Origin of the sequence: Chryseobacterium taklimakanense, from assembly GCF_900187185.1 — a bacterium.
In the GTDB taxonomy this organism is placed as follows: Bacteria; Bacteroidota; Bacteroidia; order Flavobacteriales; family Weeksellaceae; genus Planobacterium; species Planobacterium taklimakanense.
Window position 1 is genome coordinate 2,673,889 of record NZ_LT906465.1, and the last position, 25,321, is coordinate 2,699,209.

The window sequence follows — 25,321 nt, forward strand, 5'->3', positions numbered from 1 at the left end:
GAATTCATAATTCGTAAGGGTTAAAAATTAGGGTTTGTGTTAGTTGAAAGAGGGGAGTACAGATTTGTAGGATTTGATTCCATTAACATTGACCATCTGTACGTTGGTTTCAGCAAGGTTAAGCATCTGTCTGAACTTGTCTTCCTGCCTGCTTAAAAAATCCTGTTGGACTTCTTCAGGTTTGTGTGTGGGTTCCGTTATTTTTGATAGATTTTCCAATGCTTCATCCAACTGTCCATAAAATTCTTCTTGCTCGAACTTCCTACGGAGTGCTTCGATGTCGGGTTCTGTTTCAGTTTCGGAAACAGATTGCGGATCTTCTTCAAAAGCATAATCTGATGGAGAAAAGGAATTTGGGACATTCAGCGGTTCAGCATCCTCGATTCCGACTTGGATAATGTCCGGGTGGTCGCGTTCTGCAAAATCGCCAATCGAAAAAACTTCCGTGTCGTCGGTTTTCACCGAATTGGTTTTCTTTAGAAACAAGTCATAGACAATATTTACCGCATAGTAGAGAATATAGATTCCCAAAATAATCATTGTAAATTTTCCCATAATGGATAAAGGTGTTTAGGTGTTGAAGATTGATTTTCTTGAAGGTTATTTCTCTTTGGAAGCCTTTTCGATGTGTTCCACCACTTCCGAGAAAACATCTTTCACGGCAAGTCTTTGGTGACCTTTTAGCGAGCGGGTGTTGATTTTCTGAAGGATGTTCCGTTTGAGGACAGGTTGGCTAATCAGTTTTCCGAACCTTGAGATTTCCTCGTCCATCATAGGCTTGTTGGGATACTCAAAATTTTTCTCGTAGCGTGAACGGATGAAAATCTTTCCGGCTTCACTTTCCAAAAGCCCCAAAAAGTTGATGAAGACCAAGGTCGATTTGGTGGAAATGTCGGAATATTCAAAAGGAATGATGATAAAGTCGCTGTATTGAAGGATGTCGGTGTACTTCATATCAAGTGTTCCGGCAAGGTCGAAAAGATAGACCGCTTCGTCGGACTTCATCTTCATCAATGTTTCAAAATCGGAGAAAGGAGCCTGATTGTCCTCCGAAATCTGAACCTCGTAAAGTTTTGGGAGATTCAAGTCTTCATCCTCCATCCACTTGTTGTAGAAAGATTTTTGAAAATCGAAATCGAAAACGTGGATTTCCTTTTTCTGTAAGGCGAGATAATTGGCAAAGGCAATGGCAAGCGTGGTTTTTCCGGCACCGCCTTTCTGTGTGGCAAATGTGATAATCATTATTTTCTCTTTTTTCTTTTCTTTTTCAGTGCGTCTTCGGCAGGGTCTTTTGGGATGAAGGAAGATTTCAGGAGTTCGTCAATCAGTTTTGAGAGGTTGCTTTCATGTTTCTGAATCGTTCCCTTTGATTCCTGCAGATTTTGGTCAGGATAAAATATTTGCTCGATGATTTTTTCGCCCACCAAAGACTTCAAGTCCTGAATATGGTGGTATCGGTGGTGTACTGCATAAAAATCGCCTTCATCGTTCTTCACTATGGAGATTTGGTCGTTTTGTCCATTTTTCAGGTACTCCAAAACCTCCTTTCTGATGGACTGATAAATTTCCTTGGTCTTTCTAAACTTGTTCTCGAAAACCATAAAGTCCTTTACTGAATCGTCGTTGAGGGATTTAATCAAGACTTCCTTTTCCTTTTCGTCCCGAATGTTGAAATCTTTCAAGCGTTCAAACATCCTTTTGTCGATGGTGTTTTCGGTAAACTCAAACATCTCGTTCATCTTGAAAATTTCGCTTCCTTTGAAGACGTTTCCCGTTTTATGGTCGATGATGGTGCAACCGAAAGGCTTCTTAAAATCTTTGTGGTGGAAGACGATGTCGATTCCAAACACATCTAGCATCTTTTTCTGAAGTTCGCTTTCGAACTCAATCTTTGGTGTGGAATCGGCTTGCTTTTCAAATAATCCTTCAAACTTTCTGTTGTCTTCCACCTTGAAAACTTTAGGGGAGCATATTTCCCTGTATTTGGAAATGATGGCTTTAATCTTTTTCTTTCGGCTTAAATCATCTGAATCTTGAAATGAAATTTTTCCGATGTCGAGCGTTTTCTGAATCACTCCATTTTTAAGGAGGTCGATTGAATTTTCATCTGCCTTGTTCATCGCTACCCGAAATCCATTCCGATTCAGAAGTGTTTCCAATTGTTTGATGGAAGCGAATCGGTAGGACAAGAGTCTGTTCAAGGTTGATTCTTGGCTGATTCCGAAAATCTGCTCCTGAACTTTTGCCAACGCTTTTTGTGCTTTGAGTTTTTCATAGGAATCGTTGATTTTTCTACCCGATTTTTTATTGACTCTCGTGGAAACGATGTGGACATGGTTGTTCTCGGTATCGCTGTGGAAAATCACTAGAAACGGCTGTTTCCCGTATCCCATTTCGTCCATAAATTTCTCGGCGGTTTCGGTGAGTTGCTCTTTCGTTTCCTCCTGAAATCTCGACGAAATCACGGCGTGAAACTGTGGTTTTTTCACTCGGTCACTTTTGGAAATTGCTCTCAGGTAATTTCTTACCTCCTCGGAACTGCTTTCTTCGTTAATGAATGACGGAAAGTTCTTCATCAGCATCAGTTCTCCTTTTCCTGAATCAATCTTTTTCTCGTTGTACCTCACCCCGTGAAAATCATCGCCTGCCGAACCCAAAATCTTAACTAGCATCCGACATCATCTCATAAATCTTGAGGAAAATTTGGTTTTGCTGATTTTTCAGTTCGGCAATCTTTTCCAATTTTTGGTTGAACGAATTCAGTTCGGTTTCGCTGATGAACTTTTGGGAGTTTGCAATTCTCGCCACCTGATTGATGTTGTTCTCGATTTTCGCAAATAGGTTATCCTGTTTTTCAATGAACGCCAATACTTTTCTTCTCTCGTCCGATAGCATTTTTTGCTCCACGGAATCGATAATGAAATTGGTAAGGCTGATGTTTCTTGTGTCGCACAATTTCTTCCAAGCCTCCTTTTTTTCTTTTTGCAGGCGTATAAAAAGTCTTACATTTTTGGTGCTTGTTTTCATTTCTGCCTGCAAAATATTTCTCTGTTCTTCGGGGACAAAGTTGCACTGTGCGGACAGTTTTATCACTATGTTTCAATTTCGGAAGACTATAAACATAACCTGTGATACATAAACACACGTTTTTCTAAATTTTAAGAAATAGAATGGACTGCGGTGGAATTTTTTGCAGTTTGGGTAATTTGAATTGTCGCCGATTTAGATTTGAAATAGACAGTTGAGAATTTCAAATGAAGATTTTTGAAAGTAAATATTTCGTTCGCGATTTGCTACGGACTTTGTAGTTGATGGCAAACAAGATATGATTGAAAACAGAAATGATTGGAAATGAATTTTTGAATTTTCATTCCTGAAAATATTTCGATGATTTTGATAAAAATATTGTTGAATAAAAAATCCAAAATCTAATGTTCAGAAAAAAGAAAAAAATGAGTTCCGAATTTTTTCACCCTTTCCGACAGGAAAGGCAAGAGGGTCTTTGGAAGCCAATTTGCAAAATTGTGCGTACAAAGACACATCTTGCAACTTCACATCGATAGCAATAAATGTTTACATCAAGTGGTGAAAAAGGCTTTAAATAGGCGGTTTTTTGAATAATCAAAGATTGACGGTTGCAGAAGAAAAATTGAAGTTTGATTTTTGATTAGAAAAATCGTTTTCAAAATTGGAGTGGATTGTGTAACTGATGAAATTTTTAAAAATTTGATTTTCAATTAGTTAAATAAGGTGGTTGTATCTAATTTGAGCAGGTGGGTTGTATCTGAATTGAGCAAGTAGGTTGTATCTGAATTGAGCAGGGGTTGTACTTATTTTGAGCAAGCTCTGAAAAAGAAATTAATATTAGAGGTTGTATCTATTTTGAGCAGGGGGTTGTATCTGAATTGAGAAGGGGTTGTATATATTTTGAGCATGTAGGTTGCATTTGGATTGAGCAGGGTGGTTGTATCTAAATTGAGCAGGGGGTTGTGTATATTTTGAGCATGTAGGTTGTATTTGGATTGAGCAGGGTGGTTGTATTTGAATTGAGGAAGGGGTTGTATTTATATTGAGCAGGTAGGTTATATCTAAATTGAGCAAGGGGGTATTTTCGGATTGAGTAGGAGTCACGAAAAGTAACATAAAAGTATACAAGTGTAACTAAGTTGTTATATAACGTATTTTGTTACTTCTCTTTATTAATAGCTATTTTGAACGATTCTTGCTTGGTTATATAATTGGAGTATACAAAGTATATATAAATTGTAATTTTTTAAATGAAAGGACAATTCTACTAGCGTTCTTTCAAATTACTTTTCCACAATGTATTATAATCACAATTATTTTGGTTATTTTTATCTGATTTTGTTTCTTTTACAGTAAATGATTTACTGTATTATTATGAATATTATAATATTATAAAAATATTAAATTATAATCTATGTGGGCAGATAATGAAACTTCCGAAGATTTATTAGGATTTAAAGTACACGCGGACTTATTAATCGATATAATAAAAGATGAATCCGTACTTCCAATTACGATTGGAGTTTTTGGTGATTGGGGAAGCGGTAAATCTAGTATTTTGCAGATTGTAAAAGATGAATTTGATAAAGAAGAAGATAAGGATTCGCTTTGCATATACTTTAATGGATGGACTTTCGAAGGATATGATGATGCAAAAGCTGCATTGCTGAATTCAATTCTTAAAGAATTAGAGGATAACAAAAAGATTTCAGCAGAAATAAAAGAAACAATTAAAGAAAAAGCAAAAAAGCTATGGAAATCTGTTGACTGGATGCGTGGTGCCGGAATGGTTATGAAAAATATTGCTTTACCAGCAGTTTCAGCTTATTTTACAGGTGGAGTCAGCTTAGTTCCTTTTGCTATTCAAAAATTGAGTGAATTGGGCGATAATCCTGAGAAAATAATTGGAAAACTTCAATCAAAAGAAGGTCAGGAAACTTTTAAAGCTTTCTTCAAATCGCAAGAAGAAGATAAAAAAACTATTAATGCAGTAGCAGAATTTAGAAAGGATTTTTCAGAACTTTTAGAAGCAACTAATTTTAAAAGATTAGTTGTAATAATAGATGATTTGGATCGTTGCAGTCCCGAAAGAATTATTGAAAATTTGGAGGCAATTAAGTTGTTCGTTAATGTTTCGAAAACAGCCTTCGTTATTGGTGCAGATCCACGCATTGTCAAATATGCAATCGAGCATAAATATAAAAACGACAAGGAAATTGAAGAAGATAACAGCCGGATAGTAATTGATTATTTAGAAAAATTAATTCAGTTACCCTATTCTTTGCCAAGACTTTCTGAGTCAGAGGTTGAAACTTATATTTCAATGCTAATATGTAAAAAAGAAATTGGAAATGAGAAATTTAAAATTGTTATAGAGGCATTTCAGAAATACAGACTAAAAAATAAATACTCTGCTTTTGGTTTGTCAGAATTTGAGTCAATTTTGGATGCAGATGATTTTAGTAAAGTCAAAGATAACGTTATTACAATTCCTGCGCTAGTTCCACTAATTACAAATAGTCTATATGGCAATCCACGGCAAATTAAGCGCTTTCTAAATACATTTACAGTTAGGAAAAGACTTGCAGAAGTGGCATCTTTAACAGGTTTTAAAGATTCGGTTCTTGCAAAAATGATGATTCTGGAATATTCCGAACCAAAATTATTCAAAAAGCTATTTGACTGGCAAATAGTGCAGGACGGCATTCCAAAAGAAATTGGGGAGATTGAGTCTATTTGTGAAGAAAAAGAAATTGAAAAAATAAGCGAAGATCTTAATGATTCTGACTTTAAAGAATGGAATAAACCAAAAGTCATAAAGTGGTTCCAAATTGAACCTTTTTTGTCTGAAATAGATTTGCGAGATTATTATTGGATTGCCCGAGACAAATTAGAAAATTCAATAACTTCAGGTAGTATGATTCCGCCAGTAGTAAAATCTTTATTTGGTCAGCTATTACCTGATGAAATGCCTGCTGCCGTAACTAAGGATATACTTTCCAACAGTTTTCAGCAACTAAATAATATCGAAAAAGAAGCTTTCTTTAATTTACTTTCTTCTAATATTAAAAGAAATCCACAACAAAAAAGGTTGTATGATATCTTTACAATTATGCTAGAGGAAAAAATTGATAACACTGCTCAATATTATATTGAAGCTCTTAAAGTAATTAATATATCTAATATTGAGCCGGCAGTAGCTTTAAGACTGTCTAACTTTAAATCTGACCCTATAATTGGTGATTTTTTAATCAATTATTTTCAAGGTGGTAAATCTCCGGCAAGCAGATCTTTTAATTTAAAAAAATAACTATGGGCACATCAAAATCCTTTTCAGATGTGAAACACTCTATGATTCCCAATTGGGGTAATTTGAGTTCATCACTCACTACAAATTGTAATTCATCCGAACTTACAACACCAAAACTTAAATCCATTATGGGGAATTTTGTATCAGCATTAAGTGGTGCTAATACCGGAGGTCGTGGGGGTTCAAGAGCTGGCGCGAGAAGTAGTATTAGAACTGCAAAAAAAATTGGTGGCGTTTTATCTCAATTTATAAGTTCGGGAAATAATATTAGAGAAACTTTAGCTTATACGGGTCTTACAGATATTAATAATAGGTCTGTTGGTGATGTTATTAACCATTTGATTGAATATTGCTCAGATAGTGCAGCATCAATAGATGATAACGCAGCGAAAGAAGCGACAAGACAATTGCTAGAAGAATTAATCGGACAGGCTGAGTCGGTTGACGAAGTAGAAACCCTATTAGAACAAACTTTTTCTTCAAATAGTTTAGAAGATATAATAGTAAAATATTTTGCTTATTACATTAATGAGCTTCTTTCAAAATGGTTTTACGAAAATCTAATAAAAAGTAAGGGTGAAAATGATTGCAATAATCTTTTCGGTCAGATTAAAAACTTCATTTTCGAAAGAGTTAATGATATCCACCGAAGAAACCCACTACAGAATGTGGATTGGAGTTCTGATGAAGCTGATAGGCTTGTAAAAAATATTCAACAAGATGTTTTAACTGTTTTCGAATAATTATGAGAGTAGATATATTTTTTAATGATGCGGATTATGGTAAATTTTCGGATATGCATCTTAGTTTTGTTGAAAATGGAAGAGAAAGAAGAGTGCCACTCTCTTTTTTAAGATATGAAAATGTTTATGACTTTTCAAATGATTTAAGTTCTGTTAAGTTTGATTTTTTCCTAATAGCAGCTATAGTATACGGAGTTGATAATCTTTTAAATAGGGCAGTGCACTCTAATGATGGATGGTCAAGAGATATAGAAGTTGAATTTCCTGTAATTAATTTACATGTTTGGATAGGAAAGGAAGAAAAACTAAAGAAAATACTTGATTTTTTGACGGGCGACAATTGGATGGTGTCCTTCTGTGAGAATAATCATGATAATTTTTATTATCCTAGACCTCTTTCTAGAAGAAGAAAGTTACCGAGAGATTATGATAAAGATTCAATCATTTCAACAAGTTTATTTTCGGGTGGTCTTGATTCATTTATAGGAGTTATAGACAAATTGGAATCAATTCGGAATAATGAAAAGTTGCTTTTGGTTTCACATTTTGATTCAAAATCACCTGGTCCAAATGGTGACCAACATAGACTATTATCACATTTATCATCTCAATACCCAAATAAAATTGAATGGATACAATCAAAATTGGCACTTTCACGTAAGGATATTGAAGGAAATAAAGTTGTTGTAGAAAATAACTATCGAAGTAGATCTTTATTTTTTATTGGCTTGGGCATTTACTTAAGCCCTGTTAACGAACTTATTATTCCGGAAAATGGAACAATTTCCATCAATTATCCATTAACTCCTTCTCGCGTAAGTTCTTTAAGTACTAGGTCAACACATCCATTTGTTTTAATGAAATTACAGGAGTTGTTTAACGATATAGGCTTGTCGGTTCACTTAATAAATTCTTATTCATTTAAGACAAAAGGCGAAATGTTCACCGAATGTTTAAACCCACAATTTTTACAAAGAACTTTTCCGGATTCAGTATCTTGTGGTAAAAGAGGAAGAAAACAGCATTGGTCAATTAGAAATGGCACAGAGCAATGTGGTAGGTGTATGCCTTGTATTTATAGGCGAGCGGCACTGAACGCATCTGGTTTCGACAATGAAATCTTTGGTAATGATGTTACGACGGTACTTTCTCTTAATCACGATTTGCCGGCATTATTTTCATATCTAAAAAGAGATATTACATTAGAAAAAATGAAAAGAGACTTAGTTGTGAGTGGTAATATAGAGGTGTCGGTTTTGGAGAATTATGCAGCAATGGTATTACGATCTAAGCAGGAAGTGATAAATTTGTTTCGAGATAAAGGTAACAATTTTGTAAAATCTCAATTAGGCATTTAATGAATATTGACGCTCATTGTCATATAGATTTATATCAGAATCCAAGAAAGATTTTGATTGAAGCTAATAATTCTAATTTAGCTGTTTTATCAATGACAAATTTACCGAGTCATTTTGAGCTTGGTTACTCGTATTTTAAGACGCTTAAAAAAGTAAGATTAGCTCTTGGTATGCACCCTTTAATGGCGGAATTTCACAAAAAAGAATTTCCTTTATTTATGAGAAATTTACATAAGACTTCATACATTGGAGAAGTAGGGTTAGATTTTTCAATGGAAGGCATTAATACTAAGGATATTCAAATTGAAACATTCACAAAAATATTATCTAATATTATTGGTCAGAGAAAAATATTGAGCATACATTCAAGAAAGGCTGAAAGGGAAGTTTTAAATTTACTTAAAGAGTATAAAATTAGAAATGCTATTTTTCATTGGTATTCTGGAAGCATAAAATTGATTGATGAAATTGCAGAATGTGGTTTTTTCTTTTCTGTTAACTCAGCTATGATAAAATCTCAAAATGGGAGAAAAATTTTACAAAAAATTCCTAAGAATTTTCTTTTGACTGAAACAGATGGACCTTTTGTGCAGGAGAATAATACACCTTTAAAACCAGGACAAGTTGAAAGTGTTATTACATTTTTATCTGAATTATGGTCAGTATCTGAAAGTGATGTAAAAGAAACATTGAATTCAAATTTTAAAAATCTTCTTAAATCCATTAAATAATCTCCGCTCAGCCACAGAAAGTAAGATAAGTGAAATCATAAGAAAAGCAAGCTTCAACGGTAAGTTCGTCCATAATGGTTTTGCGCCAAACAACGTTTGAAACCCATCTTACTGCAAAACTAAAATTTCGTCGTAATAAGACCGCACTGCCCATATTTTAAGATTATGTAAAATGCTTTCCTTGTAACATGCGAAGCCATTTTGCTCGAATGCCTTCCCGTCGCTGTTGTAGTTATAACTTATACTGTCAGTCCACATGAAAGTTTGGGGAACTTACTCCCGATGACGTATTTGTTGAAAGAGGAAAACTCATCCAAACCAATCACCAAAAAGCAGTTTTCTCCCTTTCAACAAATTTAACAACAACATCAACGTGAAATTTATATATTTACAAAAAAGAAGAGTTTAAAAGTGTCCAACGAACCGGGATACTACAAAACGAAACCAATTTTTATGGCAAAATTAAGCATTGCAGGATATATAGTATTTACTTATGAATATAGCCCTTACAAAGACATTTATTGGAATGAAATAAGTCAAAAGATCATTAAAAAATATGGGGATAATATCATTGATGATTTAGAAAAAGTAGATGAATGTCTTAATGAATGCTTTTTATATTTCATTAAAAAATTCGAAGAAATAGTTTCCAATATTAGCAACTTCAAATTCTACTGTTATGTTTTTAGATTGCACGAAGATTCTTTAAAATTAATGCTTAAGGAAAGAAGCGGTGAATTAGACCTTTTTGAATCAATTGAGGAGTCTCATTTCGCTATATACAGAAGGATTTTAAAAATAGTACTTGAACAAGGCTGTAATGTAGATATGCAATGGGGAACTCTTAATGATACTTCTGCAGATACGTTTAGTGAAAATGTTCAAAGATTATTTTATATTGGGATGCAACTTTATATGTTTGCTGACAAGATAGCCTATCATAGAATGCTTAACGGTGCATATTTTATTAACTTCGAAGAAAATGACATTGTTATTAACTGGCAAAATAATTATGGTACTGTTGAACATCATTTAATGTCTTATTTTTCAAAAGGATATGAGACTGGTGTGGTTGATGAAACGGGCGTTACCGAATTGAGACAAAAGATTGAAGAATGCTATGGAGTACATTATGATAAAACATTTGGAATTCCTTTCTTCATAAAAAAGCATTTTTCGGGAAATCCTTGTCAAACTATTGAACCTTATGTACTACCAATAAATTTAAAGTCAGAATTTAGTGATTTATCTAATGAGGATGCAGAAAATATTTACAAAGGATTGTCTATATCAAAAGAAAATTGTTTGTCTTTAATTGATACAATATTGAAGCCCTACTCTACTGAACGCTTTCTTTACAGACCTTTTTTAATTTATAATATAAACAATGAGCAACGACTATTAACTTCAGAAGATAAATTTTCTGAATCAGTTTATGTTTTAGCAACAAACGCAGTTCAATGGAATACATTAAATGCTGAATGGAGACAAAAAAAATGCTTTCAAAAGTATATTAATAAAAAAAGTAATGAACATGATAAATTATTAGAAGACCGAATTGAACAATACTTTAAAACTAATAGAATCTTATTTGCTCGGAATATAAAGAGTTTTAAAACAGCAACAAATAATAATATTAATATTGATAATGCTACTTGTGGCGAAATAGATTTTATCTTCATTGATGGTATTCGAAAAGAAATTGTTGTTGCAGATTCTAAATATAATAAAGCGAGGTATGAAGCTGTAGGCTACAGACAGGATTTTACAAATTTTGAAAAAAAATATGAACCTCAATTGCAAAAAAAGATAGATTGGGTTGCTAATAATATACCGATTGTTAATCAACACTTTGTTAAAATTTCCAACAATCAAAATCTTGATTTTACTTCTTACAATGTAAATGGAATGTTCATAATAAATACTCCAACTTTTTATATGTTTTGTAGCAAATATTTAACTATTGATATTGAACATTTTGAGCTTCACCTTAAGGGAAGAAATGTTTATCCCGATTTAACATTACCATTTGAAGTTGGGACACAAAAAATATATACATATCCATATTTTAAATAGGAATCATCGAATAAATAAAATAAAATTAAATAACCAACATACCAAAGTTCATACTTCCATTCAAAATAATCGGTATTGAATTATTTGAAGGAGATGTGAAAGTGATTGGGTCAAGAAATGATTTTTTGCATGGTCGTATTACTGATTACAAAAATTTAGGAGAAAACAGGGGAATCAGTCAAAAAGATAGAGATATGTATTATGCATCTGTTCGATTTTATACATTAATCAATTTGTTAATTTTGAAATACATAGGTTATGATAGTTACGTACTTAATTTTTCAAAAATATTTGAGAACGATACTACATATTTAGTAAAAGAAGATTTTTACAGAAAATGATAAAACATTTGTAATGATAGTTGTCCTCATGTCATAATTAAGTTAATTTTTTAAAATATAACTTCGTCAATTATATTGAATTTTGCCAATATTATATAAATGCATATCTTTGCACTGTAATGTTAAGAAATTTGGAACAACATATTGAACATTATTTTAAGGGAAGCGATAAACTTTCCAAGGATAGGCTTGTATTTTCTATAAAGAAGGACTTTCCAAGTTGGTCTGAAAATACCATCAATATGTATCTCTCCAAACTTAAAAAAGACGGAGTTTTAAATAATCCCTCAAGAGGAATCTATGAGATAGAGAACAAAGAACAGTTTTATCCTAAAATCTCAAGTAATCTTAAAAGAATTTACAATAAAGTAAATCGAGAATTCCCCTATATTTCGTTTTGTGTTTGGGACACGATATGGTTCAATGACTTTATGATTCATCAGCCTTTTAAGAACTATGTTGTTTTAGAGGTTGAAAAAGATGCTTGTGAATCAGTGTTTTCATTTTTGTCGCAAACAATGAAAAATGTCTTTTTCAATCCTGATGAAGAAATTTTTGAGCGCTACATTCACAATGTTGATGAGGTTGTAATTGTGAAGAATCTGATTTCGGAATCACCATTAATTGAAAGAGATAAAATAACTATTCCTACACTTGAAAAGTTATTGGTAGATATGTTGATTGATGCTTCGCTTTTTTCGGCTCAACAAAATGAAAAAGAAATAATCATTAAGAATGTAAAACAAAGATTTACATTAAATGAACTGAAGATGAATAGATATGCTTCAAGAAGAAACAGGGAAAAGGAAATTTATGAATTAATAAATATAAGTTTGGCAAAATAAACATATTTTGCCAATTTTAAACAATTATGATAGATGCAAAATCTTACACTGAAGAATGGATAACTAACTTACGAAATAGTTTTGGCAAACGTGTTGACCCGAAACTTATAGAAAAAGTAATATATGCATTGACACTCTTGGAGCAATTGAGATTGAACAATCTAGAATTTGTCTTCAAAGGAGGAACAGCACTACTTTTAGCGACGGAAAATCCGAGACGCTTTTCAATAGACATCGACATTATTACCGAAGAATCTGAAGACAAAATCAAAACGGTTTTAGAAAAAATAAGTCAATTAGAGATGTTTATCAGATGGGAGGACGATAATGATAGAAAACACACCCAAGATGCACCTATTGGACATTTCAAAATATTTTACAAAAGCAGTGTAGATGGTCACGAAGAACCTATTTTGTTGGATTTATTATATTCAACCAATCCTTATCCTGAAACAAAACTTTATCCGATAAAACATAAGTGGCTATTAACTGATGGAGAAGCAACTGATGTCGTCTTACCAACATTTGAAGCCATTTTAGGAGATAAGTTAACAGCATTTGCTCCAAAAACAACAGGAATATTGTATTCTAAAAATCGTCCTGTAGAAATTATTAAACAATTGTATGACATTGCGTTTCTATTCGACCAAATAACTGATTTGGATGTTGTAAGAAAAAGTTATTCTAGAGTTGTAGGGGAAGAAATAAGATATAGGAATTTGAAAATTGACGCTGATGTGGTTTTGAATGATACTTGGCAAACATGCTATATCTTGTCGGAAAGAGATGAGAAGTCTGATGAATTCAAACATTTGCAGTTAGGTATCAAGAATTTCACAAATTTTATCATCGACCGTTTTTCAATTGAAGAGGCGATTGTTGCATCTTCAAAAGTGGCTTATCTCACAACTTTAATAAAAAAGGGTGGAAATAAAGAAATAGAGCGCTTTAATAATCCAACTGAAATCAAAGATTGGCTGATTGAACATCCCACCTACAATAAACTGAACAAGTTAAAAAAGAGTAATCCCGAGGCATTTTTTTATTGGTACAAATGTGTATAGAACTTAAGAGCATTTTCATAGCAAAAAATGAATAGTTCTGATTCTTTTATTCATCACTTTTCTTAATAACAAATATTTAAGACAAATATTTTATCTTTGTTAGATTGCCAATATTGGTAAAAAAATCCAAATTAATATTAACTTTTTAATTCCAAATCAAATTCCTTGATAACATTTATCGGAATTTGATAGAATCTGATTTTAGTAAATATGACAATTTTTATTATTTTATTTTTGATAATTCTTATCGTTGTTCTAAGTAAGAAAAAGAATCCAAGCAAAAAAGTATACTTTAAGAACTCAAATTCTTTAATTCAACCATCTGCAGTTAATAGTATATCTGCAAAAAGCCGTTCTAAAGCAATAGAAGACATGTCTTTTCATAACACAAATTCATCTAAAATAAATGATGATAGCGTTATTGATGTTTCTGAACTTGTAAGCACATTGATTGGAAATATCAAAGTTACTTCTGATTACACCTCTTCTTATTCCTCAATTCCGTATTGGGCACATCAATATATTTACTCATACAACGAAATAAATTATGCAACTCAAGCGCAAAAGGCATTTTACGAAAAATTTAGAAATGAATTCTTAAAAGAAAACTTCATCTATCTAAATGGCAATAATAACTATGCCTTTATTTTACTTTTTGATTTACTGAATGAATTCGAAAATCACAAAGATTACCACAAAATTGAAAAACAATTAGAAGATTTAGGAAATAACTATCCTAGAACAAAATCATATTGCGTGTCGTTTTTGCTCAAAAAACTTGAAGAATACAATATGGATAATGAAGCTGATTTATTCAGGGAGAAAAACTACCAATACGATTACGACTATTGGAAATTGGGAAGACGATACAAAAAGAAGCTTAATCTTACCAATGAACAAGAGCAAATTCTTAACAGAATATGGCTTCAAAATAATGTGTTCAATGAAATTGAGTTCTGCAAAATTGAAATACTAAAAGGATTTTTGAGAGCTTACGAATTTTTACAGCGTAATTATGTTTCGACTGACAATTCATTTGAAAATTTAATGGACGAACTGTCGGATTTTATTGTTAGAAAATATTATCATTATAGAAAAGGTAGTCAAAATTATAAATACACTTTCGATTCTGTAAAAGGAGAAATCTACGGTCACATTTTGAAATTGACAGAAAATAATGTTAGAGAAGAATTTTCCAATAAACGAAAATTAACTGCGGAATTGAATTACAGAACTCCTGAGATTTTAAATCTATATGATGAAAAAATCATTTCAAAATTAGCTGACTTTTTTGTTGAAGACAAGAAGAACATAATACCACCGGATTTGGACACAGAAAAACTACTAAATGAAAGTAATACCACTCGTTGGAAGTCCAAGTTTGAAAAAATTTTAAAAGATTTTTCATCTGCGGATGGATTCGAAAATCAAATCATCAACTTGGCGGAGCAGAATGTCAAAAATCCTTCAGTAGAAAATATTTTTTACGAAGCATCAAAATCTGTGGCAAAAATTGACAAAGTTTGTTCTCTCCGGCTTTACCTTCGCTATATTGATGCTGACTTAAAATCAACGCAGTTTGACAATAAGCAGATGAATAAAACAATTCAAAAAAGTTTATTTAATACAGCTGAACAATTTGACGATTTTGAAAAAATATTGAATAAATTCATTGTTGAAAAGAATCTTGAAGAGGCATTAAAGTGTATAAATGAGTTTTATATCCCAAAGAGACGAAAAATATCCATTGATAAAAAAACAATTCAAGATGTCCAGAAACAACACTCGGGAACGGTAAGTCTCCTTAATGAATATTTGCAAGAAGAGATGGAAGAAGATGTGCAAAATGAAGAATGGGGAAAAGAAGAGGATGTTGTTCAAATTAATATAATTAACGATAATGAAGATTTAGTTTCTTCTAAATTTTTAAATGAATTAAATCTTTCTGAACTTCAAAAAGAAGTTTTGGAAATCTTTGAAAAAAGCAGTTTCAGTATTCCCCAAACCGAACTTGAAGATTTCCTAAAAGCAAAAAACCAAATGATGAATTCGGTAGTAGATTCTATTAACGAACACTGTTTTGATACATTTGATGATGTACTTATTGAAGAAGACGATGAGTATTTTACTATAAACGAAAATTATTACAAAAAACTATTAAAGAATGATTGATAACATTAAACCAAAAGAAGCTACCTCAATAGTAAATTCACTTGTAAGCGGTGTAGTCCCCAAAATTGGTGTTCAGCATATAACGGTTGGAAGAACCGATGAAATAGAAGCATTCATCTCAGCACTCAACGATGTTAAAAACGGGCATAGTTTAGCCAAGTTTTGGATTGGTGATTTTGGGAGTGGGAAGTCTTTTATGCTTCATTTGCTCAATACTGTTGCACTGAAACAGAAATTTGTGGTGGCAAACGCAGATTTTACACCGGACAATCGACTTTATTCAAACGATGGAAAGAGTGTTTTGCTCTATTCATCAATTATGGACAATATTGCGATTCAAACCAAGCCTGAAGGTGGAGCTTTGCAAACGCTGTTGGAAAAATGGATTGAGCAAGTAATTACAAAAACAGCACAGGAAAATGAAATCTCTTTGGTTGATATTCGAAATGAGGAATACCTTGGCTTGATTCAAAATTCTATAATCAAGACTATTAATGAAATTACGGAAGTAGGAGGTTTTGATTTCGGTTCCGTCATTGTCAAATATTATGAGGGTTATATAAAAGGAGATGAACTTTTGCGTAGAAATGCGTTAAAATGGTTGAAGGGAGAATACAAAACAAAAACTGAAGCAAGGCAAGATTTAGGGGTTCGTGAAATTATCAACGACCAAAACTTTTATGATATGCTGAAAAATTTCTGCAAATTGTTTGTCAGCATGGGTTACAGTGGTTTTATGATTAATTTGGATGAAGCAATCAACCTCTATAAAATTTCAACTTCTGTGATGAGGGAGAAGAATTACGAAAAAATTCTCAGCATCTATAATGACTGTTTTCAGGGTAAAGTATCAAACTTATTCATCAATTTTGCAGGTACGAGGGAGTTTTTGGAGAATGAAAGACGCGGTCTATTTAGTTACCAAGCTTTAAAATCTCGATTACAAACTAATAAATTTGAAACATTGGAGATGAGGGATTTTGCACAGCCAGTGATCAAACTCACTCCGTTAAACCATAATGAAATTTTTGTTCTACTAAAGAAGTTAAAGTTAATATTTGATTTTAATTATAAGACTGATATCAATATTTCTGATGAAGAAATTTCAGCCTTTATGGAGGAAATGTTTAATAAACCAGGAGCTTCTGAATTTCTTACACCAAGAGAAGTGATTCGTGATTTTTTAAACATTTTAAATATCATTCGCCAAAATCCAGAAGTGGACAAGAACCAATTGTTTGGAGATATAGAAATTGAGGATGAAAGACCAAACGATTTGAATATCTTGGATAGCATCGAAGAATTATGATAGCCTTCAATCTACTTTCCGAGCCGATTCGAAAATATATTAGAGATAAAGGATGGGAAAGTCTTAGACCAATTCAGGAAGCTGCAATCCAACGAATATTAAGCACAGAAAATAATTATGTGTTGATTTCAAGGACTGCGTCAGGCAAAACAGAAGCCGCATTTCTGCCTATATTGTCAAGGGCAAATTTCAAAAAAGAAGGAGTTAGGATTCTTTATATTTCTCCATTAATTGCATTGATAAATGACCAATTTCGCAGAGTGGAAGAATTGTGCGAATATTTGGACATACCTGTAACAAAATGGCATGGTGAAGCAAGCAGAGGTCAAAAAGAAAAACTACTCAAAAATCCAAGTGGAATTGTATTGATTACTCCTGAGTCTTTGGAAGCAATGTTTGTAAACAAGCCATACAATGTAAAGCATTTGTTTGAATCATTAGAATTTGTTGTCATCGATGAAATTCATTCATTTTTAGGTTCTGACAGGGGAATCCAATTGCAATCAATATTGTCGCGACTACAAAAAATAAATAAAACAAAGTTCAAAACCTTAGCGCTTTCTGCCACTGTTAGTGATTCTAATCAATATGTTGAGTTAAAAAATTTTATTGGCGATGTTGAGAATACAAAAATTATTAGGGATATCACGCCAAAACCTATCAATGCTGTTTTTAGATATTTTGAAGGTACAGGTGCTGAATTACCTCTCGATTTGTTGAAGGATTTATACGTTCAGACAAGAAATAATAAATCACTTATTTTTCCTAATGCTAGAGGAAGGGTAGAAGAGGTCGCTGTAAAATTGAGAAAGATTTCAGATAAAGTTGGTGGACATCAAAATTATTTTTCGCATCATTCTTCTGTTGATAAAGAGGTGAGAGAATATGTAGAGTTTTTTGCGAAAAATAATACCTATCAGAATTTTAGCATTGCTTGTACGTCAACTTTAGAGTTGGGAATTGATATTGGAAGTGTCGATCAGGTTGTACAGATTGATGCAACTCATAGTATTGCTTCATTAATCCAACGAGTAGGACGAAGTGGAAGAAGGGATGATAAAGCGAGTAATTTATTTTTGTATGCAACCAATCGATGGACATTGCTACAATCTGTTGCTTGTTGGTTATTATATGAGGAAAAATATATCGAGCCTGTAATTTTGAAAGAAAAGGCATATGATATTTTGGTTCATCAGATACTTTCTACGGTAAAGGGCACTTCGGGTATATTAAAAAAGAATCTAATTTCTGTTTTACAAGAAAATAACGCCTTTAAAAATATTTCAAAAACCGATATTGAAGAGATCATTGATTTTTTAGTAGCAAAAGACCTTTTAGAAAAACTTGAATTTGAATTAATTTTAGGAATTGAGGGAGAAAAGATTGTCAACAATCGGGAGTTTTATAGTGTTTTTCAAACCGAAGATTTATTTAAAGTTTCGCATAAAGGAAATAAAATCGGCGAAATACCACTTACGATTCAGGTTCGCGAAGATGAAAATATTTATTTATCTGCCCGAATTTGGAAAATTGCTCATGTTGATTTGAAATCAAAAAAAATTGAAGTTATTCCGGCAAATGATGGAAAGAAACCTATTTTTGAAGGAAACGGTGCTAATATAGCTGAAAGAATAAGGCAAAAAATGTTAGAAATTTTGGTTTCAAAAAAAGAGTATGATTTTCTTGACGAGCCAAGTCAGAATATCATAACTGAAATGCAAAAAGAATTTTCGATTTTTGATATCAATGATTTATATAGTCAAAGACCGCTTCATTCCACTAATAGTAATCTTACTTTCTTTTCTTTTACGAGTTCAAAAATTAATAAAACTTTAAAAATAGTTTTCGATGCAGTAGGAATTGAAAACTTTTATACTGAGCTCGAAAGCGCATTTGAAATCAAAATAAATAAGGATGAATTTGCACAAAAATTAAAAAAATTATCATCTTTTGATGTTAACATTGATTTGGTGCTAGCAAATGTTTTAGATGCAAACCCCAACATTTTAGATTTTTCAAAATATGGTAAATTCTTGCCTGTAAAATTCCAATTGGAAATATTGAAAAACTCATATTATGATTTACTTGGTTGTGAAAGATTTTTAAGAAGTTTAAAGATTGTAAATAATTAGTTAAAATTATCACTTTAATTATTTTTTCATTTTTTAAAGGTAGGTGATGATTCTTTCTTTGAATGGTGAAGGTATTATCTTGTTATCATGACCTTTTGTTTTAATACCTAAATATAGATAACTATTACAAAAATAACACTAAAAGAGCATGATCGAAATATTAAATAATTATTGTAATAAGGAGAGCGGACTTTTGCTCTTCAATCCTCCTACAGGCTCAGGCAAAACGCACCATGTGTTAAGTTGGATTTTTAAAAATTATAAAGAATTCTGCAAAGACAACAAGAAAATTTTCTTTGTGACCAATTTGAAAAAAAATCTTCCCGATCAAAAGCTAAAGGATGAATTCTTCGCGCCAAATAAACAATTGGAGGATTTTGATAAATATGTAACTTTTTTAGATTCAAACGCAGATTGTCTAGTTAAAAGATTTGAACAAGTAGAACATTCAGTTAATGAGTATTTTAAAAATTTAAAAATATTCTACGCAATCAAAAATAGTGTTTCGGAAATTAAAAGACATCAATCAAATCCTTCATTACGTACAATTGTTGCAAAATTAAATGAAGAATTGCGCAATGATCTTGAACCTAAATTTAGAAGGTCAATAGAAAAATATTTAAAGGAAAATTATTCTAATCGGCAAGAGCGAATCAGGGCAATTCAAACCAATAGAGATTTAATGTGGATTGGAGAGTTGTACCCTGCTGTCTTTTCTTCTAAAAAGAAAATTTTCTTTTTAAGTATTGACAAATTCTATCATAAAAATAGTACACTTGTTGAACCTTCTTATTCATTTTTAGAAAATGAACTAACTAAAAATGCTATTATTTTTATTGATGAATTTGATGCGACGAAAGAAAATATCCTAAATAATATTATTGAAAAGGGTAAGAAGCAAAGGATTGATTTCATGCACCTTTTCACAGAAATATATTGGGCACTATCCAAAAATGTTTTCCCTAAAAAATTCACAATTCATTCTGAAAAACGTATAGAGCAAATTAAGAACAAGTATGGTCTTACATTAGAAAATATCCAAAGTATCTTACTTGAAAAAGCCGAGGAAATTGTCGAAAAATATAGTTTGGATTTTAGTTTTAAGACTATGGATGTTAATGAAGAAAATTCAAATCAAAGAAATTTACTATTTCACGATTTCCAATACCATTCAGTTTATAGGAATGATAAAAAATATATAAAATTAAATCCTAATAAGTATGAAAAAATAAATGAAATTACATTTGAGAGCGACAAACCTCAAACAGGTGAGAATATTGTATCACTACTAAATCAAATTAAAGGATTTGTTAATTACTTTAGTGGTATTATTAAAAGTATTGCCGAGAATTATCAACAATTAGAGGAACAAGAAAGAAGTAATAATCCCAAAAGAAATGAGTTTACTTTCGATTTAGCACTTAGTACTGTTATTGAAGAGTTTGGGTTGGAAAGTAGGCATAAAAACTATATTATCGACAATATTTTAAGCGCTAGGGAAAAAACTCGCAGAAGATTAGACGGTGCCTATGAATTAAATTATGATTTGAGTTTTTATGAGAATGGATTTAGATACTATGATTTTGTAGATGATGATTCGCATCAGTCCAAGACAAAAACATTCATTTATAATTTTCAAAATACACCTGAAAAATTTATTTTAAAATTAGCAGAAAAAGCGAAAGTGGTTGGTATTTCGGCTACTGCTCTTATTGAGACTGTTACGGGCAATTATGATATTCAATATTTCAAAAGACAACTTGGAGAGAAATTTTTCGAATTAACTGAAAACGAAAAGTTCCATTTGAAAAATTTATTTGACAACCAAAATAAGCATTACAATAATGTACATATTATTCCCGAATGGGTAAATTTCTTGAGTGGAGGAGAATCAAAAGAAAAAGCAATTCAGGAATTTGAAAAATTATTTGAAAATAAGGAATTGGCAGAAAGTATTGTGGGAGAACTAATTGCTACAAATCCAAATTCAACAGATTATCATTTCAATAGATACTTAAAAATAGGTTATTGTTTCAAACAATTTATATCAAAAGAGGATATTTTGGGCTTCTTATGTTTGCTTAACAAGGAACCTAAAAAGAATGATAAAGACCTTAATTTGAGAATACTTGAACTTATCTTCGAATATCTAATTGAAGAAACAACGAAAACGCAATCCTTTTTTATTTCGGATGATAACACTTTTAAAGTTATCGAATCTTATACTATAATTAACAGTAGCGACTTTGACAATAAAAAGCAGTCATTCATCAAGCGGTTGGAAAAAGGCAAAAAAGTATTTATTATTTCGATGTATCAAACTATGGGAGCGGGACAAAATTTACAATTTATTTCGCCTAATCCTGAAAATTTGGTTAATGTTCAGGATGAATCGTCCTTTAATTGGAATTTTCAAAATGAAACTGACATTAATGCGATATATCTAGATAAACCTACACACATAATCCAACAGATCAATATTAACCTAAATGAAGAAGGATTCATCAAATACCTTTTTCAGCTAGAGTTTTTAGCTCAAGCAGGATTAATTTCTGTAAAGCAATTAAACTATCAGGTTACGATTGCATTTAAAAATTTATTAGCATCTTTTAGCACCTCGAAAAAACCTGAGAGTCCTAATAACAGCTTTTTATACAAAGATTATAATATCAAACAGCATTTTGTAAAATTCATCATTCAAGCTATAGGAAGAATTTGCAGGACAAATTTAAAATCTCCTAATATCTACATTTTTGCAGATAGTGAATTAGACAGTCTGATTTCTGATTATGATGTTGACAACAATTTAGTTTTAAATGAGTTTAAAGCTCTTGTCAAATCAGGAAGGCAAAAAATTCAAGATGAAAATAACAAAGATTTGAAATTAAAAAACATTGCAACTGCAACTAATAAAAAAGTATATAGTAAAATTCGGAAGTTTATATCTAGCGATTGGAAATGGAACGAAAATAGAAAAGTGGAGTGGGAGCATTTAAGAGAAATGTGCTTGCGATTTCCAACCATTTCCGTAGATGAAATAAGCAAATTTAAACTTAATAGAATTCTAGACTTATATATAGAATTGCCAAGCGAAAACAATAAATATTTCTTCCAATTAAATGAGAGAGATGAAGTTAATGATTATCACAATGTTGAAATTGATTTTGATAAGAATATTGGAAGGGAAGTTTCTGTTGGAACAAGTCGTTTGGTCGAACTTTTACAAATAGATGGAGTGAAATCATATTTTAAATCAAAGAATTGGGCGACAGACTTTGCCTTAAACAAATATATGCTTTCTCCCATTTTATTCAACAATATTTACAAAGGTGCTTTAGGAGAGCAAGTGGGAAGATTTATCTTCGAAAAACACTTTGAAGTAGAACTAGAAGAATTGGATTTAGAAAATTATGAACTTTTTGACTTTAAAGTAAAAAACACCAATACTTATATTGACTTTAAGCATTGGAAAGAAAATACAGAAATTAGTTTCGACGAACAAGAAAATAAAATCCGAGAAAAATTAAAAAAAGTTAAGGGAGAAAGAGTATTTATTATTAATATTTTATCTTCGGAAGACCGAAGTCCTATAAAATCTTCTGATGGCAAAATCGTAGAAATTCCTTGTCTTTGGAATATGAGTAGACAGGAATTGGATACTAACTTTCTAAAAGAATTTAAAAGGGTATGAAAATTTGCAAAATTAATCGACTTAAGATAAATTTAACTTTAGATAATATTTTTCGAGATTTTATCATTGTAAAGTTTTCCACTTCAGAAAATTACATTAAGTACGGAGCTTTAATCTTGGATGAATTAAGCTATGCATTAGAGGCAAAAAGCATTGTTTTCGAAGGAGGGAAATCTTTTTATGCTTTGTTTGAAAAAGAAAAGATTGAAAAGATTGATTTATCAAAATCTTTAGAAAAGTTAGAAAGTGGAGAAACACTATTTTATAAGTTATTAAATACAACTGAAATAAGTGAAATAGCTAACCATACTATTGCACAACTACTCATAAACTCACTTTCAAACCCCAAGAATAATAAACTCTCTTTTAATAATCTAACAGGAAAATTATATCTTTTTTCACCTAACTTCTTCAAAATATCAAAGACGAAGGATAGGGAACAGGTTTTTAAAATAGTTGCTTTAGAATTGAATATTGCTTCTGATTTATCATTTCAACTTAATGTAAAGACATTTTCAAGCGTACTCCTGAGTAAACACATGGATTTTTCTAAGAAAAAATTCAGCGAATTTCCAAAATATACTTTTGTACATTCCACAGGGACATTAAGGAGAGTTTTAGCTTCTGACAATAATATTCAAGGAGAAAACCAATTTATTCAAAAACAAACAACTAGGAACGGAGTTTTGGAGAAAAATCTCATTCCATTTTTATCGTTCAAAAATTTACAGGAATTTAATGACAGTAAAATAGGATTATTAAATTTAATCATTCAACGCATTGAAGAAAAATTGTTTGATTATTTGTCAATTGAATTAACTGAACTTCCTGTCGAAAAAACGATTCGCTATAATTCATCGTTTAATATTGCTGGGTTTGACAAAAATATTTATTTGCTTGATTTGATTAAAGACGAGGATTCAGGGGATTACATTAATCAAGTTAAAAGTTCGCTAAAAAGGTTACTGCCAAAAGCGAATGTTAAGATTGTGAAAAAGGAAAATAAGAATGGTTACAATTTAAATTTAATTCACAATAAATCATACTATACTAGATATGGGAAAAAGGATCCTTATAAATCTAGTTTAATTAGCCAACATTTTACATTCGAAGATTTCACAATTGATTCAAATGCAACACTCAAAGCATTGATTATAGAATCAATTATTAGAAATGATATTAAGAATAATCAAATCTCAATAACAAATTGGGAAAAATATGAATTTAAAGAAAAATGGATTTTCGGAGCCAGGTTAAATGAACAGTTTTGTTTTCTTACTATTCATCCAAATGGAAATTTGAAATTTGAGATTTTTGAACCGAATTTATTCAATCAAACCGAATTTGATATGCTTTGTAAAGCTTTTGAAGAAAATAACAATGTAGAATTTTTAGTAAAAGACGAGAAAGGTAACATCAATTTAATAAACAAGACACCATTTTATACAATACCAAATTATGGTCTTTTATTCAAAAAACTTCATAATGAATCCATTCCCTTAAAATTATCAAGAATTGATGCAATAAAATATTTAAGTGAAATCGTCGAAAATGTTAAAAATGGGGATGAAATAATTGCTAGAATAAACAAGATTGAGCATTGGAGCAAAAAGTCACTTCTTGATTGTTTTGAAAATAGAACTGATAAAAAGAAATTCGCGGAAAAAATTAAAACTGAAACAGGAGAAATTTTGAAATCGTACTTTCGAGATAAAACGAGATACGAAATCTTAGATAGCCAATTGGATATTCATATACTTAGAGAAAATGAAAAGCTCTATTATTACGTAGGCATCAAAGGAGAGGGAATTCAGCAACAGATCTCCCGAGCATCAACGATCAGAGAAATAGAGTCATATGAAGGTTCAGAAATAATTTTTGATAGATTGACATCTTTGATGAACGTTGATTTTGTGAAAAATGGTGAGTTGACCGTTTTTCCATTTCCAATTAAATATTTGCGTGAGTGGGTAAAGCAAAATTTTTGAATTTGTTTCATAATAGTGAGCATCTAATCAAATTGTTAGTCATTTTTTTAAGTAAATACACTATACTTTGATTAATGAAATTCTTTATCATTTTTTTTAGAGTCAAATATTACTACCAAACCCGTCCAAAAAATAATCAACTTTATTTGCAAATAATCAAAAAAACAATATATTTGCACTATTGAAAAACGACGCTCTTAATAGCGTTTTGACAATGACCTATTCAGTGACCTGTCATAACACTATTTCCGCATAACGGTTGTGGATAGGGCTTTTAAGAAATTTAAAAGAGTCCCGTCCGGATCGCAGAGATTTACAATTTTATCTTCGAAAAAATTGATCCGGTAGTTCAGCTGGTTAGAATGCCGCCCTGTCACGGCGGAGGTCGCGGGTTCGAGTCCCGTCCGGATCGCGATTACTTTACCAAAGTAGCACAAAATGCTGTAAAACATAGGTTTTACGGCATTTTTCGTTTTATGCTGATATCAAAGAGCAACAAATTCGCACATATTTTCAGTGACCTATTCAGTGACC

16 protein-coding genes and 1 tRNA gene are annotated in these 25,321 nt (G+C 31.5%); 13 read left to right on the top strand and 4 right to left on the bottom strand.

Features of this window, described 5'->3' with window-relative positions; genetic code table 11:
• Positions 1-39 precede the first annotated feature (39 nt).
• From CKV81_RS12825 to CKV81_RS12840, 4 genes are read right to left on the bottom strand one after another with little or no spacing between them, the layout of a single operon-like run.
• Entirely contained in the window at positions 40-555 is a 516-nt protein-coding gene (locus CKV81_RS12825) for a hypothetical protein (protein ID WP_095073878.1), read from the bottom strand.
• Positions 556-600: 45 nt separating this feature from the next.
• Positions 601-1,242: a ParA family protein gene (locus tag CKV81_RS12830; protein WP_095073880.1), complete on the bottom strand. Its 642-nt coding sequence runs from the start codon at positions 1,240-1,242 to the stop codon at positions 601-603.
• Positions 1,242-2,672, bottom strand: coding sequence for a relaxase/mobilization nuclease domain-containing protein (locus tag CKV81_RS12835; RefSeq protein ID WP_095073883.1), 1,431 nt, complete (start codon positions 2,670-2,672; stop codon positions 1,242-1,244). Before CKV81_RS12835 ends, CKV81_RS12830 begins: the two co-directional genes overlap by 1 nt.
• Positions 2,662-3,093 carry a hypothetical protein gene (locus CKV81_RS12840; RefSeq protein WP_258454384.1) on the bottom strand — a complete coding sequence of 144 codons (432 nt, stop codon included), beginning with the start codon at positions 3,091-3,093 and terminating at the stop codon, positions 2,662-2,664. The genes CKV81_RS12835 and CKV81_RS12840 overlap by 11 nt, the downstream gene beginning before the upstream one ends.
• A 1,348-nt stretch (positions 3,094-4,441) precedes the next feature.
• On the opposite strand from CKV81_RS12840, the gene CKV81_RS12845 reads away from it, so the two are divergent.
• From CKV81_RS12845 to CKV81_RS12910, 13 genes are all read left to right on the top strand, one after another.
• A complete protein-coding gene (locus tag CKV81_RS12845; protein WP_095073889.1) occupies positions 4,442-6,337 on the top strand; it encodes a KAP family P-loop NTPase fold protein in 1,896 nt (631 codons plus the stop codon).
• A 2-nt stretch (positions 6,338-6,339) separates the two neighbouring features.
• Entirely contained in the window at positions 6,340-7,080 is a 741-nt protein-coding gene (locus tag CKV81_RS12850; RefSeq protein ID WP_095073899.1) for a hypothetical protein, read from the top strand.
• A 2-nt stretch (positions 7,081-7,082) separates the two neighbouring features.
• Positions 7,083-8,438, top strand: coding sequence for a Qat anti-phage system QueC-like protein QatC (gene qatC, locus CKV81_RS12855; protein ID WP_095073902.1), 1,356 nt, complete (start codon positions 7,083-7,085; stop codon positions 8,436-8,438).
• Complete coding sequence (qatD, locus tag CKV81_RS12860) at positions 8,438-9,169, top strand: Qat anti-phage system TatD family nuclease QatD (RefSeq protein WP_095073905.1); 732 nt, start codon at positions 8,438-8,440, stop codon at positions 9,167-9,169. The genes qatC and qatD overlap by 1 nt, the downstream gene beginning before the upstream one ends.
• A 453-nt stretch (positions 9,170-9,622) precedes the next feature.
• Positions 9,623-11,245, top strand: coding sequence for a hypothetical protein (locus CKV81_RS12865; RefSeq protein WP_157727440.1), 1,623 nt, complete (start codon positions 9,623-9,625; stop codon positions 11,243-11,245).
• A 472-nt stretch (positions 11,246-11,717) separates the two neighbouring features.
• A complete protein-coding gene (locus CKV81_RS12875; RefSeq protein ID WP_258454385.1) occupies positions 11,718-12,431 on the top strand; it encodes a DUF6577 family protein in 714 nt (237 codons plus the stop codon).
• Between the two features lie 26 nt (positions 12,432-12,457).
• Positions 12,458-13,495, top strand: coding sequence for a nucleotidyl transferase AbiEii/AbiGii toxin family protein (locus CKV81_RS12880; RefSeq protein ID WP_095073915.1), 1,038 nt, complete (start codon positions 12,458-12,460; stop codon positions 13,493-13,495).
• Between the two features lie 210 nt (positions 13,496-13,705).
• Positions 13,706-15,667, top strand: a complete 1,962-nt coding sequence (locus CKV81_RS12885) for a tellurite resistance TerB C-terminal domain-containing protein (protein ID WP_095073917.1) — start codon at positions 13,706-13,708, stop codon at positions 15,665-15,667.
• The gene (locus tag CKV81_RS12890; protein WP_095073919.1) at positions 15,660-16,976 is read left to right on the top strand and encodes an ATP-binding protein; all 1,317 of its coding nucleotides are present in this window, start codon (positions 15,660-15,662) and stop codon (positions 16,974-16,976) included. Before CKV81_RS12885 ends, CKV81_RS12890 begins: the two co-directional genes overlap by 8 nt.
• Positions 16,973-19,108, top strand: coding sequence for a DEAD/DEAH box helicase (locus CKV81_RS12895; RefSeq protein WP_258454386.1), 2,136 nt, complete (start codon positions 16,973-16,975; stop codon positions 19,106-19,108). The genes CKV81_RS12890 and CKV81_RS12895 overlap by 4 nt, the downstream gene beginning before the upstream one ends.
• Positions 19,109-19,256: 148 nt before the next feature.
• A complete protein-coding gene (locus CKV81_RS12900; RefSeq protein WP_095073921.1) occupies positions 19,257-22,799 on the top strand; it encodes a hypothetical protein in 3,543 nt (1,180 codons plus the stop codon).
• Positions 22,796-24,787, top strand: a complete 1,992-nt coding sequence (locus CKV81_RS12905) for a hypothetical protein (protein ID WP_095073924.1) — start codon at positions 22,796-22,798, stop codon at positions 24,785-24,787. The genes CKV81_RS12900 and CKV81_RS12905 overlap by 4 nt, the downstream gene beginning before the upstream one ends.
• Positions 24,788-25,125: 338 nt before the next feature.
• Positions 25,126-25,199 (top strand) — tRNA-Asp (locus CKV81_RS12910).
• Positions 25,200-25,321 lie beyond the last annotated feature (122 nt).